Annotated in this window: 12 protein-coding genes; 9 read left to right on the top strand and 3 right to left on the bottom strand. The window is 72.2% G+C overall.

Features of this window, described 5'->3' with window-relative positions:
* Window positions 1-42: 42 nt before the first annotated feature.
* Complete coding sequence (locus tag ACIQFX_RS28565) at window positions 43-1,452, top strand: sugar porter family MFS transporter (protein WP_402469338.1); 1,410 nt, start codon at window positions 43-45, stop codon at window positions 1,450-1,452.
* A 77-nt stretch (window positions 1,453-1,529) separates the two neighbouring features.
* Here ACIQFX_RS28565 and ACIQFX_RS28560 read toward each other — a convergent pair whose 3' ends face one another.
* A complete protein-coding gene (locus ACIQFX_RS28560) occupies window positions 1,530-2,501 on the bottom strand; it encodes an LLM class flavin-dependent oxidoreductase (RefSeq protein WP_402469064.1) in 972 nt (323 codons plus the stop codon).
* A 200-nt stretch (window positions 2,502-2,701) separates the two neighbouring features.
* On the opposite strand from ACIQFX_RS28560, the gene ftsY reads away from it, so the two are divergent.
* Window positions 2,702-3,916 (top strand): signal recognition particle-docking protein FtsY, encoded by a 1,215-nt coding sequence (gene ftsY, locus ACIQFX_RS28555; RefSeq protein ID WP_402469061.1) that lies wholly within the window; start codon window positions 2,702-2,704, stop codon window positions 3,914-3,916.
* A gap of 72 nt (window positions 3,917-3,988) precedes the next feature.
* Here ftsY and ACIQFX_RS28550 read toward each other — a convergent pair whose 3' ends face one another.
* Complete coding sequence (locus tag ACIQFX_RS28550) at window positions 3,989-4,642, bottom strand: bifunctional DNA primase/polymerase (protein ID WP_402469059.1); 654 nt, start codon at window positions 4,640-4,642, stop codon at window positions 3,989-3,991.
* 427 nt (window positions 4,643-5,069) lie between these two features.
* On the opposite strand from ACIQFX_RS28550, the gene ACIQFX_RS28545 reads away from it, so the two are divergent.
* The 6 genes from ACIQFX_RS28545 to ftsH all read left to right on the top strand — a co-directional run bounded on the left by ACIQFX_RS28545 (window position 5,070) and on the right by ftsH (window position 14,852).
* The gene (locus ACIQFX_RS28545) at window positions 5,070-6,545 is read left to right on the top strand and encodes a hypothetical protein (RefSeq protein WP_402469056.1); all 1,476 of its coding nucleotides are present in this window, start codon (window positions 5,070-5,072) and stop codon (window positions 6,543-6,545) included.
* A gap of 325 nt (window positions 6,546-6,870) precedes the next feature.
* Window positions 6,871-8,220: an ammonium transporter gene (locus ACIQFX_RS28540; RefSeq protein WP_402469054.1), complete on the top strand. Its 1,350-nt coding sequence runs from the start codon at window positions 6,871-6,873 to the stop codon at window positions 8,218-8,220.
* Entirely contained in the window at window positions 8,217-8,555 is a 339-nt protein-coding gene (locus tag ACIQFX_RS28535) for a P-II family nitrogen regulator (protein WP_004924863.1), read from the top strand. The genes ACIQFX_RS28540 and ACIQFX_RS28535 overlap by 4 nt, the downstream gene beginning before the upstream one ends.
* Window positions 8,556-8,576: 21 nt before the next feature.
* Window positions 8,577-11,018, top strand: a complete 2,442-nt coding sequence (locus tag ACIQFX_RS28530) for a [protein-PII] uridylyltransferase (RefSeq protein ID WP_402469051.1) — start codon at window positions 8,577-8,579, stop codon at window positions 11,016-11,018.
* Between the two features lie 225 nt (window positions 11,019-11,243).
* Complete coding sequence (ffh, locus tag ACIQFX_RS28525) at window positions 11,244-12,797, top strand: signal recognition particle protein (RefSeq protein WP_402469048.1); 1,554 nt, start codon at window positions 11,244-11,246, stop codon at window positions 12,795-12,797.
* A gap of 132 nt (window positions 12,798-12,929) precedes the next feature.
* Window positions 12,930-14,852: an ATP-dependent zinc metalloprotease FtsH gene (gene ftsH / locus ACIQFX_RS28520; protein ID WP_402469046.1), complete on the top strand. Its 1,923-nt coding sequence runs from the start codon at window positions 12,930-12,932 to the stop codon at window positions 14,850-14,852.
* A gap of 9 nt (window positions 14,853-14,861) precedes the next feature.
* Here ftsH and ACIQFX_RS28515 read toward each other — a convergent pair whose 3' ends face one another.
* Window positions 14,862-15,587 carry a methyltransferase domain-containing protein gene (locus tag ACIQFX_RS28515; RefSeq protein ID WP_402469042.1) on the bottom strand — a complete coding sequence of 242 codons (726 nt, stop codon included), beginning with the start codon at window positions 15,585-15,587 and terminating at the stop codon, window positions 14,862-14,864.
* 401 nt (window positions 15,588-15,988) lie between these two features.
* Here ACIQFX_RS28515 and ACIQFX_RS28510 point away from each other — a divergent pair, with 401 nt between their 5' ends.
* Window positions 15,989-16,582 carry a hypothetical protein gene (locus tag ACIQFX_RS28510; protein ID WP_402469039.1) on the top strand — a complete coding sequence of 198 codons (594 nt, stop codon included), beginning with the start codon at window positions 15,989-15,991 and terminating at the stop codon, window positions 16,580-16,582.
* Window positions 16,583-16,666 lie beyond the last annotated feature (84 nt).

Genomic DNA, 16,666 nt, shown 5'->3' with positions numbered 1-16,666 from the left:
CCCCACCGAGGAGTCCATGTGACCAACACCGAGCAGGCGCCCATGCCGCCGCCTTCCGAAGGCCGAGCCGCCCACCCGGACCACCTCGGCCACGTCATCTTCATCACGGCCTCCGCCGCGATGGGTGGATTCCTCTTCGGATACGACAGCTCCGTCATCAACGGCGCCGTCGAGGCGATCCGCGACCGGTACGACATCGGCTCCGGCACCCTCGCCCAGGTCATCGCCATCGCCCTGATCGGCTGCGCCATCGGCGCCGCGACCGCCGGCCGGATCGCCGACCGGATCGGCCGCATCCGCTGCATGCAGATCTCCGCGGCGCTCTTCGCGGTCAGCGCCGTCGGCTCCGCGCTCCCCTTCGCCCTGTGGGACCTGGCCTTCTGGCGGATCATCGGCGGCTTCGCCATCGGCATGGCCTCCGTCATCGGCCCCGCCTACATCGCCGAGGTCGCCCCCGCCGCCTACCGCGGCCGCCTCGGCTCCTTCCAGCAGGCCGCGATCGTCATCGGCATCGCGATCTCCCAGCTCGTCAACTACGGCATCCTCCAGCTCGCCGACGGCGACCAGCGCGGCGAGATCGGCGGCCTGGAGGCCTGGCAGTGGATGCTCGGCGTGATGGTCGTCCCCGCGCTCCTCTACGGCATGCTGTCCTTCGCGATCCCGGAGTCCCCCCGCTTCCTCATCTCCGTCGGGAAGACCGACCGGGCCAAGGAGGTCCTGGCCGAGGTCGAGGGCCACGGCGTCGACCTCGACCACCGCGTCGCCGAGATCGACCGGGCCATGCGCAGCGAGCACAAGTCCACCTTCAAGGACCTGCTCGTCGCGGGGAGCACGTACAGGCTGCTGCCCATCGTCTGGGTCGGCATCGGCCTCTCGGTCTTCCAGCAGCTGGTCGGCATCAACGTCGCGTTCTACTACTCCGCGACCCTCTGGCAGTCCGTCGGCATCGACCCGTCGAGCTCGTTCTTCTACTCGTTCACCACGTCGATCATCAACATCATCGGCACCGTGATCGCGATGGTCCTGGTCGACCGGGTCGGCCGCAAGCCGCTCGCCCTCGTCGGCTCCGTCGGCATGGCCGTCGCCCTCGCCGTCGAGGCGTGGGCCTTCTCCGCCGACCTCGTCGACGGCAAGCTGCCCGAGACGCAGGGCGTCGTGGCGCTCGTCGCCGCCCACGTCTTCGTGCTCTTCTTCGCCCTCTCGTGGGGCGTGGTCGTCTGGGTCTTCCTCGGCGAGATGTTCCCCAACCGGATCCGCGCCGCCGCCCTGGGTGTCGCCGCCTCCGCCCAGTGGATCGCCAACTGGGCCATCACCGCGAGCTTCCCGTCCCTCGCGGACTGGAACCTCTCCGGCACCTACGTCATCTACACGGTCTTCGCCGTGCTCTCGATCCCCTTCGTGCTCAGGTACGTCAAGGAGACCAAGGGCAAGGCGTTGGAGGAGATGGGCTAAACCCCGCTGCCCCGCTCCTCACCCACGGAACTGCCCCGGCCCGAGGTCCTGCGCCTCGCGCCGGGGCAGTACACCGTTCAGGCCGCGAGCCGCGGCACCACCTCGTCGCAGAACAGCCGCAGGCTCCGCCACCCCTCCTCCACCGGCATTCCGCCGCACAGCGGGTGCAGCACCACGCTCTCCAGGCCGAGCGCCAGGCACTCCTCCGGCGTCACGACCCGGTACACCCCCTCCGCCCGCAGCTCCGGCACCGTCGTCGCGGTCGACCGCACCGCCGAGGTGATGTCCTTCGACTGCCAGGAGGCGTACGTCCGGGCCTCGTGCAGGAAGTGCTCCCCGTACTCCGCCCACGTCCGGTCCGGATCCTCCGACAGGTGCAGCAGCGGGGTCTCCTCGGCCGGCATCATCGTCCAGCCCTCGGTGCCGTACTCCGCGCACCGCTCCCGGTAGTACGCGTCGAGCTCCGGCAGGTGCGCGCTCGGGAAGAACGGCAGCCCCAGCCGGGCCGCCCGCCGCGCCGCCGCCCGCGACGAACCCCCGACGAGCAGCATCGGATGCGGCTGGGTGAGGGGGCGCGGGGTGACCCGTACCGTACGGCCCCGGTACGTGAACGGCTCGCCGGTCCAGGCCGCGAGCAGGGTCTCCAGGAGCTCGTCCTGGAGCCGGCCGCGCCTGCCCCAGTCGACGCCCCGCTCCTCGTACTCCTCCGGCCGGTAGCCGATCCCCGCCACCGTGACCAGCCGGCCCCCGCTCAGCAGGTCGAGGACCGCGATGTCCTCGGCGAGCCGCAGCGGGTCGTGCAGCGGCCCGATGATCGCCGACACGGTGACCGCGATCCGCCGCGTCGCGCCGAAGACCGCGCCCGCGAAGGCGAAGGGCGAGGGCAGCCAGTTGTTCGCGACGCCGTGGTGCTCCTCGGTCTGGACGGTGTCGACGCCGTGCGCGTCGGCGTGGGCGGCCATCTCGACGGCGGCCCGGTAGCGGGCGGCGAGGGAGACGGGGGTCGCGTGCGGATCGACGAGGTTGAACCGTACGACTGTGAAGGGCATGGGGAGTCCCCCTCCGCGTGGGATACCGGCGAAGGGGGACGTTAGCTGACGCGGTGTCAGATGAGAACGGTCGCGCGGACCCCGAGGAGGACCGGGGGAGCGATGGCCGCCGCCATCGGGAGTACTCCGCACAGGTGCGGGAAACCCACGCAGCGTAGTGCTCCGTCTCCGGTCGCTTCTTGGCCGATACTGGTCAGGTTATGGAACTCATCCTTGCTGTAGTCATCGCTCTGGTCGTCGCGGTCGCCGTGACGAGCGGGCTCGTGATCAGCGGTCGCAAGAAGAAGCAGCTGCCGCCGGCCGAGCCGCCGTCCACCACGCCGACCATCACCGCTCCGCCCGCCGAACCGCACGTCGGCGAGGAGGCGGAGACGCCGCGGGAGGAACCACGCCGCACGGTCGAGGAGGTCCAGCTCCCCACCGGAGCGACCCCCGAGGCCCCGGTCGCCGAGGAGCCCGAGGCCCCCGCCGCCCCCGAGATCGAGGTCCCGGAGCCCACCGCCGGCCGACTCGTCCGGCTCAGGGCCCGGCTCGCCCGCTCCCAGAACTCGCTCGGCAAGGGGCTGCTCACGCTGCTGTCCCGCGAGCACCTCGACGAGGACACCTGGGAGGAGATCGAGGAGACCCTCCTCACCGCCGACGTCGGCGTCGCCCCCACCCAGGAGCTCGTCGAGCGGCTGCGCGAGCGGGTCAAGGTGCTCGGCACCCGCACCCCGGACGAGCTGCGCGGCCTGCTCCGTGAGGAGCTCGTCGCGCTCCTCGGCCCCGACCTCGACCGCACGGTCAGGACGGAGAGCCCCGCTGACGTCCCGGGCATCGTCATGGTCGTCGGCGTCAACGGCACCGGCAAGACCACCACCACCGGCAAGCTGGCCCGCGTCCTCGTCGCCGACGGCAAGTCCGTCGTCCTCGGCGCCGCCGACACCTTCCGCGCCGCCGCCGCCGACCAGCTCCAGACCTGGGGCGAGCGCGTCGGCGCCCGGACCGTGCGCGGCCCCGAGGGCGGCGACCCCGCGTCGATCGCCTTCGACGCCGTCAAGGAGGGCATCGCCGAGGGCGCCGACGTCGTCCTCATCGACACCGCCGGCCGGCTGCACACCAAGACCGGCCTCATGGACGAGCTCGGCAAGGTCAAGCGGGTCGTCGAGAAGCACGGCCCGCTCGACGAGATCCTCCTCGTCCTCGACGCCACCACCGGCCAGAACGGCCTGATCCAGGCCCGCGTCTTCGCCGAGGTCGTCGACATCACCGGCATCGTGCTGACCAAGCTCGACGGCACCGCCAAGGGCGGCATCGTCGTCGCCGTCCAGCGCGAGCTGGGCGTCCCGGTCAAGCTGGTCGGCCTGGGCGAGGGCCCGGACGACCTGGCCCCCTTCGAGCCGGGTGCCTTCGTCGACGCCCTGATCGGCGACTGACACCCCGCACGGCACACGGAAGGGCCCTCGCCACCGCGTGGAGAGGGCCCTTCCGCGTACCCGGGGCAGGAGTCAGAACCGCGTCCGGTGGCAGATGTACGCCAAGGTGCCGAGCAGCAGCCGCGCCTGCGGCGGCGCGCCCGCCGTGTCCAGCGTCGGCGGCCGCAGCCAGCGCACCGGCCCGAGCCCGCCCAGGTCCGACGGGGGAGCGGTGATGTGACTGCCGGGGCCCAGGCAGTGCAGGTCCAGATCGGCGTCGTCCCAGCCCATCCGGTACAGCAGCTGGGGCAGCTCGGCCGCCGCGCCGGGCGCCACGAAGAACCGCGCCCGGCCGGTCGGGGTCGCGCACACCGGGCCCAGCGGCAGACCCATGCGCTCCAGGCGCACCAGCGCCCGCCGGCCCGCGGCCTCCGCGACCTCGATCACGTCGAAGGCCTTGCCCACGGGCAGCAGCAGCGCCGCGCCCGGGTAATCGGACCACGCCTTGGCGGCGTCGTCGAGGCCCGCGCCGGCCGGGACCGGCTCCGCGAAGGAGAGGGGGTGCACGCCCGGCGCCGCGCACGCCCGGTCCCCGCAGGAGCACTGGCCGGAGACCGCCCGCGCCCCGGGGACGACGTCCCAGCCCCACAGTCCCGTGTACTCCGCCACCGCTGTGCACTCCGTGGTGCGTACGCGGCGGCGTGCGCCGGACCGCATCTCACGAATGCCGCCGATCGTGAAACCCATGCCCCCTCCAACGGGTCGAGCGCGCCGGTGGTTACGACCCGGAGGACCGTCGTCACCCTTCGTCACTCTCCGTCGCGCCGACCTGGCGCGCGGTCGTGCTCGGGGTGGTGCGGACCGCCGCGCGCGCCTCTCCGCGCATCCGTCCACCGACTCCGGTTCGTCGCCTGTCAAGTGAATCGCGTTCCACGCGCGGCGAGTTCATTCGAAGGGGTGGCGAATGGTGGCGTTTCTTGAATCGCCCTCGTAGAGGGGTGATCGTAGGATTACTTTCGGTACTCGAACCCCGGGGTCTTCGGCACGCGCGGGTATGCCGGAGGCAACCCGGTTTCCAGTTCGAAGGAGTGCGAACGCCGGACGGGTGCCGCGAGACACGGCATTCTGGTAAGGGTTCGTCAGGACAGGCAATCAGGTGGATGGGGGCGTTCCAGTGGGCGGCAACGGCGCAGACGGTACGACTGCCGGCAAGCGCCCGAACGAGCAGCTGGGCTCGTGGTTCGTGCGCAGCGGCTGGTCGAAGGGCGAACTCGCGCGGCAGGTGAACCGCAGGGCGCGCCAGATGGGCGCGCACCACATCTCCACGGACACCTCGCGGGTGCGCCGCTGGCTCGACGGCGAGCAGCCGCGCGAACCCATCCCGCGGATCCTCTCCGAGCTGTTCTCCGAGCGCTTCGGCTCCGTCGTCGCCATCGAGGACCTCGGCCTGCGCACCGCCCACCAGTCGCCGTCCGTCTCCGGCGTCGACCTGCCCTGGGCCGGCCCGCAGACCGTCGCCCTGCTCAGCGAGTTCTCCCGCAGCGACCTCATGCTCGCCCGCCGCGGCTTCCTCGGCTCGTCCCTGTCACTCGCCGCGGGACCCTCCCTCATCGAACCGATGCAGCGCTGGCTCGTGCCCACCCCGGCCGGCGACTTCGAGCGGCCCGACCCCCTCGCCGACGCCCGCCGCCCCAACCGGCTCTCCGAGGTCGAGCTCGACCTCCTGGAGTCCACCACCGCCATGTTCCGCAAGTGGGACGCCCAGTGCGGCGGCGGACTGCGCCGCAAGGCCGTCGTCGGACAGCTCCACGAGGTCACCGACCTCCTCCAGGAGCCGCAGCCCGTCGCCACCGCCAAGCGCCTCTTCACCTGCGCCGCCGAACTCGCCGAACTCGCCGGCTGGATGAGCTACGACGTGGGCCTCCAGCCCACCGCCCAGAAGTACTTCGTGCTCGCCCTGCACGCCGCCAAGGAAGCCGGCGACAAGCCCCTCGGCTCGTACATCCTCTCGTCCATGAGCCGCCAGATGATCCACCTCGGACGGCCCGACGACGCCCTCGAACTCATCCATCTGGCCCAGTACGGCAGTCGTGAGTGCGCCACCCCCCGGACCCAGGCCATGCTGTATGCGATGGAGGCCCGCGCCTACGCCAACATGGGCCAGCCCTCCAAGTGCAAGCGGGCCGTCCGGATGGCCGAGGACACCTTCGCCGACGTCGGCCTCGACGGCGAGCCCGAGCCCGACTGGATCGGCTTCTTCTCCGAGGCCGAACTCAACGGCGAGAACTCCCACTCCTACCGCGACCTCGCCTACGTCGCCGGACGCTCCCCGACCTACGCCTCGCTCGCCGAACCCGTCATGGAGCGGGCCGTGGAGCTCTTCGAGAAGGACCCCGACCACCAGCGGTCGTACGCGCTCAACCTCATCGGCATGGCCACCGTCCACCTCCTCAAGCGCGAGCCCGAGCAGTCCGTCGTCCTCGCCGAGAAGGCCCTCGGGGTCGCCCGCAGCATCCGCTCCGAGCGGGTCAACACCCGGCTCCGCAAGACCGTCGACCACGCCGCCCGCAACTACAGCGACGTCGCCGAGGTCGTCCAGCTCACCGACCGGCTCACCCTGCTCCTGCCCGAGGCCGCCGAAGCGGTCTGAATCCCGGCCCCGCGGGCCCGCACAGTCCCCGGCCGCGCCAGACGTCCCGTACTGCCCGACTCGGCTCCCCCGCCGCAAGGTCACACGGACGCCGGGCGCGGCCGGTCCCATGTGTGCGGAGGATACGGGCGTTACCTCGTCGTGACACGGCCGTTCACGGCCGCGTAACACGCCCCACCCCTTCGTCACTGCGCCGAAACATCGAGCGGCATCGACGGAAACCGCGCTGCGCGAATCTCTGGCCCATAACCGGCCACGCCCCTCACGGCCGCCGTTCTCTCCGGCCCCGCCCCGCACAGGCCGTACCGACGACGAGGAGACGCCGATGGCACCAGCCATCACGACCCTGGCAGCAGACGCCCCCGAGCTGTCCGCCGCCAACACCGGGTTCATGCTCATCTGCTCCGCCCTGGTCATGCTGATGACCCCGGCTCTCGCCTTCTTCTACGGAGGCATGGTCCGCGTCAAGTCCACCCTCAACATGCTGATGATGAGCTTCATCAGCCTCGGGATCGTCACGATCCTGTGGGTGCTCTACGGCTTCAGCATCGCCTTCGGCACCGACTCCGGATCGCTCATCGGCTGGTCCTCCGAGTACGTCGGCCTCAGCGGCATCGGCATCACCGAGCTCTGGGACGGCTACACCATCCCGGTGTACGTCTTCGCCGTCTTCCAGCTGATGTTCGCGATCATCACGCCCGCGCTCATCAGCGGCGCCCTCGCCGACCGCGTCAAGTTCACGGCCTGGGCCCTCTTCATCACCCTCTGGGTCACGATCGTCTACTTCCCCGTCGCCCACTGGGTCTGGGGCTCCGGCGGCTGGCTCTTCGAGATGGGCGTCATCGACTTCGCCGGCGGCACGGCCGTCCACATCAACGCCGGTGCCGCCGCCCTCGGCGTCATCCTCGTCATCGGCAAGCGCGTCGGCTTCAAGAAGGACCCGATGCGCCCGCACAGCCTCCCGCTGGTCATGCTCGGCGCCGGCCTCCTCTGGTTCGGCTGGTTCGGCTTCAACGCCGGCTCCTGGCTCGGCAACGACGACGGCGTCGGCGCCGTGATGTTCGTCAACACCCAGGTCGCCACCGCCGCCGCCATGCTCGCCTGGCTGTTCTACGAGAAGATCCGCCATGGCGCCTTCACCACCCTCGGCGCCGCCTCCGGCGCGGTCGCCGGACTCGTCGCCATCACCCCGGCCGGCGGCGCGGTGAGCCCGCTCGGCGCCATCGCCGTCGGCGCCATCGCCGGTCTGCTCTGCGCCATGGCCGTCGGCCTCAAGTACAAGTTCGGCTACGACGACTCCCTCGACGTCGTCGGCGTCCACCTCGTCGGCGGAGTCATCGGCTCCCTCCTCGTCGGCTTCTTCGCCACCGGCGGCGTCCAGTCCGACGCCAAGGGCCTCTTCTACGGCGGCGGCCTCGACCAGCTCGGCAAGCAGGCCATCGGCGTCTTCGCGGTCCTCGCCTACTCTCTGATCGTCTCCGCGGTCCTCGCCCTGGCCATCGACAAGACGATGGGGATGCGGGTCAGCGAGGACGACGAGGTCTCCGGCATCGACCAGGTCGAGCACGCCGAGACCGCGTACGACTTCAGCGGAGCCGGCGGCGGCGCGTCCTCGCGCTCCACCGCCGCAGCCCCCGCCCCGGCCGTCACGCAGAACAAGAAGGTGGACGCATGAAGCTCATCACCGCGGTCGTGAAGCCGCACCGGCTCGACGAGATCAAGGAGGCCCTCCAGGCTTTCGGCGTCCACGGCCTCACCGTCACCGAGGCCAGCGGCTACGGCCGCCAGCGCGGCCACACCGAGGTCTACCGGGGGGCCGAGTACACCGTCGACCTCGTCCCCAAGATCCGCATCGAGGTCCTCGTCGAGGACGATGACGCCGAACAGCTCATCGACGTCGTCGTCAAGGCCGCCCGAACCGGCAAGATCGGTGACGGCAAGGTGTGGAGCGTGCCGGTCGAGACCGCCGTACGGGTCCGCACCGGCGAGCGCGGTCCGGACGCACTGTAAGCACACGTGAGGAGCCGCCGGGTGACGAGCCTCGAAGCGAGTGAAGAGACCGAAGATTCGGGACCCGGCGGTTACGCGGCGGCCCGGCTGCTCCTTCTCCACGAGAAGGAGCGGTCCGGGCCGCCGCGCCGTTCCGCCCTGGCCCGGCTCACCGACGACTGGCTGGTCGGCCTCTTCGCCGCAGCCGCACCACCCCGCGGGGTCGCCCTCGTCGCCGTCGGCGGCTACGGCCGCGCCGAACTCTCCCCGCGCAGCGACCTCGACCTCCTCCTGCTCCACGACGGCAGCGCCGACAAGGCCGCCGTCGCCGCCCTCGCCGACCGCATCTGGTATCCCGTCTGGGACCTCGGCCTCGCCCTCGACCACTCCGTCCGCACCCCCGCCGAGGCCCGCGCCACCGCCGGCGAGGACCTCAAGGTCCAGCTCGGCCTCCTCGACGCCCGGCCCGTCGCCGGAGACGCCGGCCTCGTCGCCGCCCTGCGCACCACCGTCCTCGCCGACTGGCGCAACCAGGCACCCAGGCGCCTCCCCGAACTCGACGAACTCTGCCGCGAGCGGGCCGAACGCATGGGGGAACTGCAGTTCCTCCTCGAACCCGACCTCAAGGAGGCCAGAGGAGGCCTCCGCGACGCCCAGGCCCTCCGTGCCGTCGCCGCCTCCTGGCTCGCCGACGCCCCCCGCGAAGGCCTCGACGACGCCCGCCGCCGCCTCCTCGACGCCCGCGACGCCCTCCACCTCGCCACCGGACGGGCCACCGACCGGCTCGCCCTCCAGGAACAGGACGCCGTCGCCGCCGAACTCGGCCTCCTCGACGCCGACACCCTGCTCCGCGAGGTGTACGAGGCCGCCCGGACCATCTCGTACGCCGCCGACGTCACCTGGCGCGAGGTCAACCGCGTCCTCAAGGCCCGCTCCGCCCGGCCCCGGCTGCGCTCCCTCCTGAGCCGCGGCGGCACGAAACCCCCCGTCGAGCGCACTCCGCTCGCCGAAGGCGTCGTCGAGATGGACGGCGAAGCCGTGCTCGCCCTCAGCGCCCGACCCGAACGCGACCCCGTACTGCCCCTGCGGGCCGCCGCCGCGGCCGCCCAGTCCGCCCTGCCGATCTCCCTGCACGCCGTACGCCGCCTCGCCGCGGCCGCCAAACCCCTCCCGGTGCCCTGGCCCGCCGAGGCCCGTGAGGAACTCGTCACCCTCCTCGGCGCCGGCGAGGCCACCGTGCCCGTCTGGGAGGCCCTGGAGGCCGAAGGCCTCGTCACCCTGCTGCTCCCCGACTGGGAACGCGTCCGCTGCCGGCCCCAGCGCAACCCCGTCCACACCTGGACCGTCGACCGCCACCTCGTCGAGACCGCCGTCCGCGCCTCCTCCCTCACCCGCCGCGTCGGCCGCCCCGACCTCCTCCTCGTCGCCGCCCTCCTCCACGACATCGGCAAGGGCTGGCCCGGCGACCACTCCGTCGCCGGCGAGACCATCGCCCGCGACGTCGCCACCCGCATCGGCTTCGACCGCACCGACGTCGGCGTCATCGCCACCGTCGTCCGCCACCACCTCCTCCTCGTCGAGACCGCCACCCGCCGCGACCTCGACGACCCCGCCACCGTCCAGTCCGTCGCCCAGGCCGTCGGCACCGTCGGCACCCTCGAACTCCTGCACGCCCTCACCGAGGCCGACGCCCTCGCCACCGGCCCCGCCGCCTGGTCCTCCTGGCGCGCCTCGCTCGTCGCCGACCTCGTCAAACGCGTCGCGGGCGTCCTCGCCGGCGACACCCCGCCCGACCCCGAGGCCGCCGCGCCCAGCGCCGAACAGGAACGCCTCGCCGTCGAGGCGCTCCGCACCGGCGAACCCGTCCTCGCCCTGCGCACCGAACCCGTCGTGGCCGAGCCCGAGGAACCCGAGCCCGTCGGCGTCGAACTCCTCATCGCCCTCCCCGACCAGCCCGGCGTCCTCCCCGCCGTCGCCGGCGTCCTCGCCCTCCACCGGCTCACCGTCCGCGCCGCCGACCTCAGGGCCGTGGAACTGCCCACCGCGCTCGGCTCCGGCTCCGTCCTCGTCCTCGACTGGCGCGTCGCCGCCGAGTACGGTTCGCTGCCCGAAGCGGCCAGGCTCCGCGCCGACCTCGTCCGCGCCCTGGACGGCACCCTCGACGTCCCCGCCCGCCTCGCCGAACGCGACGCCGCCTACCCGCGCCGGCGCGGCCTCACCGCCCCGCCGCCCCGCGTCACCGTCGCCGCCGCCGACTCCCGCCTCGCCACCGTCATCGAGGTCCGCGCCCAGGACGCCCCCGGCCTCCTCCACCGCATCGGCCGCGCCCTGGAGGGCGCGACCGTACGCGTCAGGAGCGCCCACGTCTCCACGCTGGGCGCCAACGCCGTCGACACCCTCTACGTCACCCGCCCCGACGGCTCCCTCCTCCCCGACGAGGAGGCCATCGACCTGGCCCGGACCCTGGAGGAGGCGCTGCGGTGAGGGCGTGACCCGATCGGCACGCCGGCCGCTGCGCACGGAGTGCTCCCCGCGCGAGCGGGGACGGACCCCTCCGCGGCAAGGGCCGCCCGTCCGGGGCGGCGTGCTCCCGCAGCAGCGGGGTTCCCGCCCTTGCCGGTCCATTTCGACCGGCAAGGGCGGTCGTGTCCTGGGGCCGGATACCCTGGGTGGCGACCATCCCGCCCCGACCCGAGGATCGCGACCACCGTGTTCGATACGCTTTCCGACCGCCTCAGCGCGACTTTCAAGTCCCTCCGGGGCAAAGGCCGCCTCTCCGAGCAGGACATCGACAGCGCGGCCCGGGAAATCCGTATCGCCCTCCTCGAGGCCGATGTCGCCCTGCCGGTCGTCCGTGCGTTCATCAAGAACGTCAAGGAGCGGGCGCTCGGCGCCGAGGTCTCCAAGGCGCTGAACCCCAGCCAGCAGGTCATCAAGATCGTCAACGACGAGCTGGTCTCGATCCTCGGCGGCGAGACCCGCCGACTGAGGTTCGCGAAGACCGCGCCGACCGTGATCATGCTGGCCGGTCTGCAGGGTGCCGGTAAGACCACCCTCGCCGGAAAGCTCGGCCTGTGGCTGAAGGAACAGGGGCACTCGCCGCTGCTCGTGGCGTGCGACCTCCAGCGCCCGAACGCCGTCAACCAGCTCTCGGTGGTCGCCGACCGCGCCGACGTCGCCTTCTACGGCCCGCAGCCGGGCAACGGCATCGGTGACCCGGTCCAGGTCGCCAAGGACTCGATCGAGTTCGCGCGGACCAAGATGTACGACGTCGTGATCGTCGACACCGCCGGCCGCCTCGGCATCGACCAGGAGCTGATGCAGCAGGCCGCGGACATCCGCGACGCCGTCAGCCCCGACGAGATCCTCTTCGTCGTCGACGCCATGATCGGTCAGGACGCGGTCAACACCGCGGAGGCGTTCCGCGACGGCGTCGGCTTCGACGGCGTCGTGCTGTCGAAGCTCGACGGCGACGCCCGCGGTGGCGCGGCGCTCTCCATTGCGCACGTCACCGGCAAGCAGATCATGTTCGCCTCCAACGGCGAGAAGCTGGACGACTTCGACGCGTTCCACCCGGACCGCATGGCGTCCCGCATCCTCGGCATGGGCGACATGCTCTCCCTCATCGAGAAGGCCCAGCAGACCTTCGACGAGGAAGAGGCCGCCAAGATGGCCTCGAAGCTCGCGTCGAAGAAGGGCCAGGAGTTCACGCTCGACGACTTCCTGGCGCAGATGGACCAGGTCCGTCGCATGGGCTCCATCTCGAAGCTCCTCGGCATGCTCCCGGGCATGGGCCAGATGAAGGAGCAGATCGCCAACATCGACGAGCGGGACGTCGACCGCATGGCCGCCATCATCAAGTCGATGACCCCGGCCGAGCGCCAGGACCCGACGATCATCAACGGCTCCCGCCGGGCCCGTATCGCCAAGGGTTCGGGTGCCGAGGTCAGCGCGGTCAAGGGCCTGGTCGAGCGGTTCTTCGAGGCCCGCAAGATGATGTCCCGCATGGCGCAGGGCGGCGGCATGCCGGGGATGCCGGGCATCCCGGGCATGGGCGGCGGCCCCGGCCGGCAGAAGAAGCAGGTCAAGCAGGCCAAGGGCAAGCGCAAGAGCGGCAACCCGATGAAGCGGAAGGCCGAGGAGCAGGCCGCGGCCGAGCGCCGTGAGCAGGCGCAGGCGGGCGGCGCGTTCGGCCTCCCGGCGGCGGGGCAGGCCCCCAAGGACTTCGAGCTCCCGGACGAGTTCAAGAAGTTCATGAGCTGACGGCTCGTACGGGAGGGGCCCGGGGCGGTGCGAAACCGCCCCGGGCCCCTTCTCACCCCTGCGGACCGTCCGCGATGCCGGGTTCGTCCCGCTCTTCGATACTGGGGCAACTGCCGCCCCGAGGAGAGCCACGTGGCCAACCCCGTACCCCCGCGCGACCGGACCGATCAGCCCTGGCGCTCGGAGGGGGCCCCGCCACCCCCGCCGCCGAAGAAGCGCCTGCCGGGGAGCTGGGGCAGCCTCATCCTGACCGCGCTCGTCGTGTACCTGCTGGCCAACATCGTCCTGTCGTTCTTCAACGACGGCGACGGGCCGACGATCTCGTACACCGAGTTCGACAAGCAGGTCGCGGCCGGGAACGTCACGAAGATCTACTCCAAGGGCGACGCGATCCAGGGGCAGCTGAAGAACAAGCAGCCGGTCCCCGACGGGGACGGCGACTACACCAAGTTCACCACCCAGCGGCCGGCGTTCGCCGACGACGACCTGTGGGCGCAGCTCACCAAGCAGAACGTGGTGGTCACCGCCGAGCCGGTCGTCAAGGAGCGCAGCTTCCTCGCCAACCTGCTCATCTCGCTCGCCCCGATGCTGCTGATCATCGTGCTGTGGGTGTTCATCGCCCGGCGGATGAGCGCGGGCATGGGCGGCGGGGCCGGTGGCATGCTCGGCCGCAAGACCCCGCCCAAGCCGGTGGAGCTGGAGGGCGGCAAGCGGACGACGTTCGCCGACGTCGCCGGCATCGACGAGGTCGAGGGCGAGCTCAACGACGTCGTGGACTTCCTGAAGAACCCGCAGGCCTACCGCGAGATGGGTGCCAAGATGCCCCGCGGCGTGCTCCTCGCGGGCCCTCCCGGCACCGGCAAGACCCTGCTGGCCCGGGCCGTCGCGGGCGAGGCCGGGGTGCCGTTCTTCTCGGCCTCCGCCTCCGAGTTCATCGAGATGATCGTGGGCGTCGGCGCCTCCCGGGTCCGCGAGCTGTTCGCCGAGGCGCGCAAGGTCGCGCCCGCGATCATCTTCATCGACGAGATCGACACCATCGGCCGGGCGCGCGGCGGCGGCTCCGGGATGGGCGGGCACGACGAGCGCGAGCAGACCCTCAACCAGATCCTCACCGAGATGGACGGCTTCACGGGGTCCGAGGGCGTGATCGTGCTGGCCGCCACCAACCGCGCCGACGTGCTCGACCCCGCCCTCACCCGGCCGGGCCGCTTCGACCGGATCGTCCACGTCAACCCGCCCGACCGGGGCGGCCGCGAGGCCATCCTCAGGATCCACACCCGGGAGATCCCGCTCGCGCGGGACGTCGACCTGGAGCACGTGGCCCGGACGACCCCGGGCATGACGGGCGCCGAGCTCGCCAACCTCGCCAACGAGGCCGCCCTCCTCGCGGTCAAGCGCGAGCAGAAGGCGGTCACCCAGTCCGACCTCTCCGACGCCCTGGAGAAGGTGCAGCTGGGCGCGGAGCGGCCGCTGGTGATGCCGGCGGAGGAGCGGCGCAGGACCGCGTACCACGAGAGCGGGCACGCGCTGCTCGGGATGCTCCAGCCGGGCGCCGACCCGGTCCGGAAGATCACCATCGTGCCGCGCGGCCGGGCCCTCGGCGTCACTCTCTCGACCCCGGACTCGGACAAGTACGCGTACACCGAGGACTACCTGCGCGGCCGGATCATCGGCGCCCTCGGCGGCATGGCGGCCGAGCAGGTCGTGTTCGGCGTCATCACCACCGGCGCCGAGAGCGACCTCGAACAGGTCACCAACATCGCCCGGGGCATGGCGGGCCGCTGGGGCATGAGCGAGCGCGTCGGCCGCCTCACCGCCATCCCGGGCGACGCCCAGCAGGCGTACGGCCTGTCGGCGGCCCCGGCGACCCTCGACATGGTGGACGAGGAGATGCGCCGGATCGTCGACGAGTGCTACGAGAGCGCGGTGCGGCAGCTCCGCGAGCACCGTGACCGGTTGGACGCCCTGGCCGAGGCCCTCCTCGCGAACGAGACCCTGGAGGAGGACGCGGCCTACCGGGCGGCGGGGATCACGCGGCTGTCCAAGAAGTCCTGAGCCGCCGCGTCACCGCACCCGGGCGACGACGTAGCGGAAGACGGTCGGCATCCAGACCGTCCCGTCCGCGCGGACGTACGGCGCGAGCGCCTCCGCGATCTCCTTCTCGACCTGGGTGGGGTCGGTGGCGCGCACGGCCTCGTCGAACGCGCCCGTCGAGAGCAGCCCGCGCACCGCGCTGCCCTCGCTCGCGTACCCGAAGGGGCAGGCCACCCGGCCGGAGCCGTCCGGGAGCAGCCCCGCGGCGGCCACCAGGCCGTCCAGGTCGGCGCGGAACCCCGGCGGGCGGTCCGCGAGGCGGGCCGCGACCCGCAGGGCCGGCTCCGTGGCGCACCGCTCCGGGGGTCCCCAGCCGCCGAGGACGACCGCCGCACCCCGCTGCGCCGAACGGGTGAGGGCGGTCAGTTCGGGGAGGATCCCGTCGGTCGCGTGGAAGAACGTGAGGACGTCGTACGGGAGGTCCTCGGGCACGTCCTCCGCGACCACGACGTCCTCCGGCAGCCTCTCCCTGGCGAGCTCCGCGCGCGCGTGGTCCCGGTCCACTCCGGCCACCCGCGCGCCCCTGGCCGCCGCCATCAGCAGCGCCAGGCCGGAGCCGCAGCCGAGGCCGAGGACGCGGGTGCCGGCTCCCACGCCGAGGCGCTCGTACACCGCCTCGTAGAGCGGGACGAGCATGCGTTCCTGGATCTCGGCCCAGTCGCGCGCGGGGTGGTGCGGGACGAGCGTAGGTGTCATGGAAAGAGCCCCAATCCGTGCCTGGACGACAGCCCCCCGTAGTCAGGGAACTGCGCATCCCGGGCGGCGTCCAGTGCTCGCGCCGGACCTGTTCGTCCGGGGGAGGGGCGGTGCGCGGTCCCGCACCCGGACCCGGTAATGTCCCTGCAACACTCCGGCCGGACGCCGTCCGGGCTCGGACCCGGCGCTGAAGAGGCGCTTCCGGGGGGCGCACGTACCGCGGCTACGCGCCGGGGCGTATGCGCTACTACGCACCAGCTTGACGCCCCCTGCGCGGCTTCTCCGCAGATCGGCGCACTGGCCCTCGTCAGGACGCATCAACGGCAACTGACGGGTACGTGCAAAATATTTGGGATGCCCCGGAATGGAACCCGGGGGCACTTCGGCTCGTTGTACGCGACGTGAGCACGACACCACCTGTTCTCGCCGCAGAGCTGGCACAGGCGTGGGCCGACATTCAGCGGCACCACTCCGAGCTGCCGGATCTTGCCGCGCCCGAGTCCCTGATCGGAGAGTCCTCGTCCGCCTGTGGCGCCGAACTCTCCTTCGAACGACTGCTCCACGAGGCAGTCCACGGCATCGCCGCCGCCCGGGGGGTCCGCGACACCTCCCGCGCCGGCCGCTACCACAACCGCAGATTCCTCGCGATCGCCGAGGAGATGGGCCTCGACCACCCCGAGGAGCCGCACGCGAGCAGCGGCTTCTCCCTGGTCACGCTCACCCCGGAGGCCAGGCGCCGCTACCGGCCGACCATCGAGCGGCTCCAGCGGGCCCTCAAGGCCCACACGGTCGCCACCGCCGCCGACACCAAGCGCTCCTTCCGCGGACCGGCCGCCCGGCACGGCTCCTCGGGCGGCGGCGTGCGCGTCAAGGCCGTCTGCGACTGCGGACGGAACGTGCGCGTGGTGCCGTCCGTGCTGGCCCAGGCCCCGATCGTCTGCGGCGGCTGCGGCAAGCCCTTCCGGATCCCGGAGACGGTGGGCGCCGCCACCTGACCCGGCGGCGTGTGGCACAATGGCTAGCTGTACTCGACAGTCGCATAGGACCCCTCTCTCCTCCGGCTGACGCGTCCATCGGGC

The organism is Streptomyces sp. NPDC093089 (assembly GCF_044754405.1).
GTDB lineage: Bacteria > Actinomycetota > Actinomycetes > Streptomycetales > Streptomycetaceae > Streptomyces.
This window is presented reverse-complemented; position numbering and strand designations above follow the sequence as displayed.

What these genes read in the sequence shown, in the direction of transcription:
- ACIQFX_RS28565 (WP_402469338.1), top strand. Translation starts at nt 43, where the DNA reads ATGCCGCCGCCTTCCGAAGGCCGAGCCGCCCACCCGGACCACCTCGGC.
- ACIQFX_RS28560 (WP_402469064.1), bottom strand. Translation starts at nt 2,501, where the DNA reads ATGCCCTTCACAGTCGTACGGTTCAACCTCGTCGATCCGCACGCGACC.
- ftsY (WP_402469061.1), top strand. Translation starts at nt 2,702, where the DNA reads ATGGAACTCATCCTTGCTGTAGTCATCGCTCTGGTCGTCGCGGTCGCC.
- ACIQFX_RS28550 (WP_402469059.1), bottom strand. Translation starts at nt 4,642, where the DNA reads ATGGGTTTCACGATCGGCGGCATTCGTGAGATGCGGTCCGGCGCACGC.
- ACIQFX_RS28540 (WP_402469054.1), top strand. Translation starts at nt 6,871, where the DNA reads ATGGCACCAGCCATCACGACCCTGGCAGCAGACGCCCCCGAGCTGTCC.
- ACIQFX_RS28535 (WP_004924863.1), top strand. Translation starts at nt 8,217, where the DNA reads ATGAAGCTCATCACCGCGGTCGTGAAGCCGCACCGGCTCGACGAGATC.
- ACIQFX_RS28515 (WP_402469042.1), bottom strand. Translation starts at nt 15,587, where the DNA reads ATGACACCTACGCTCGTCCCGCACCACCCCGCGCGCGACTGGGCCGAG.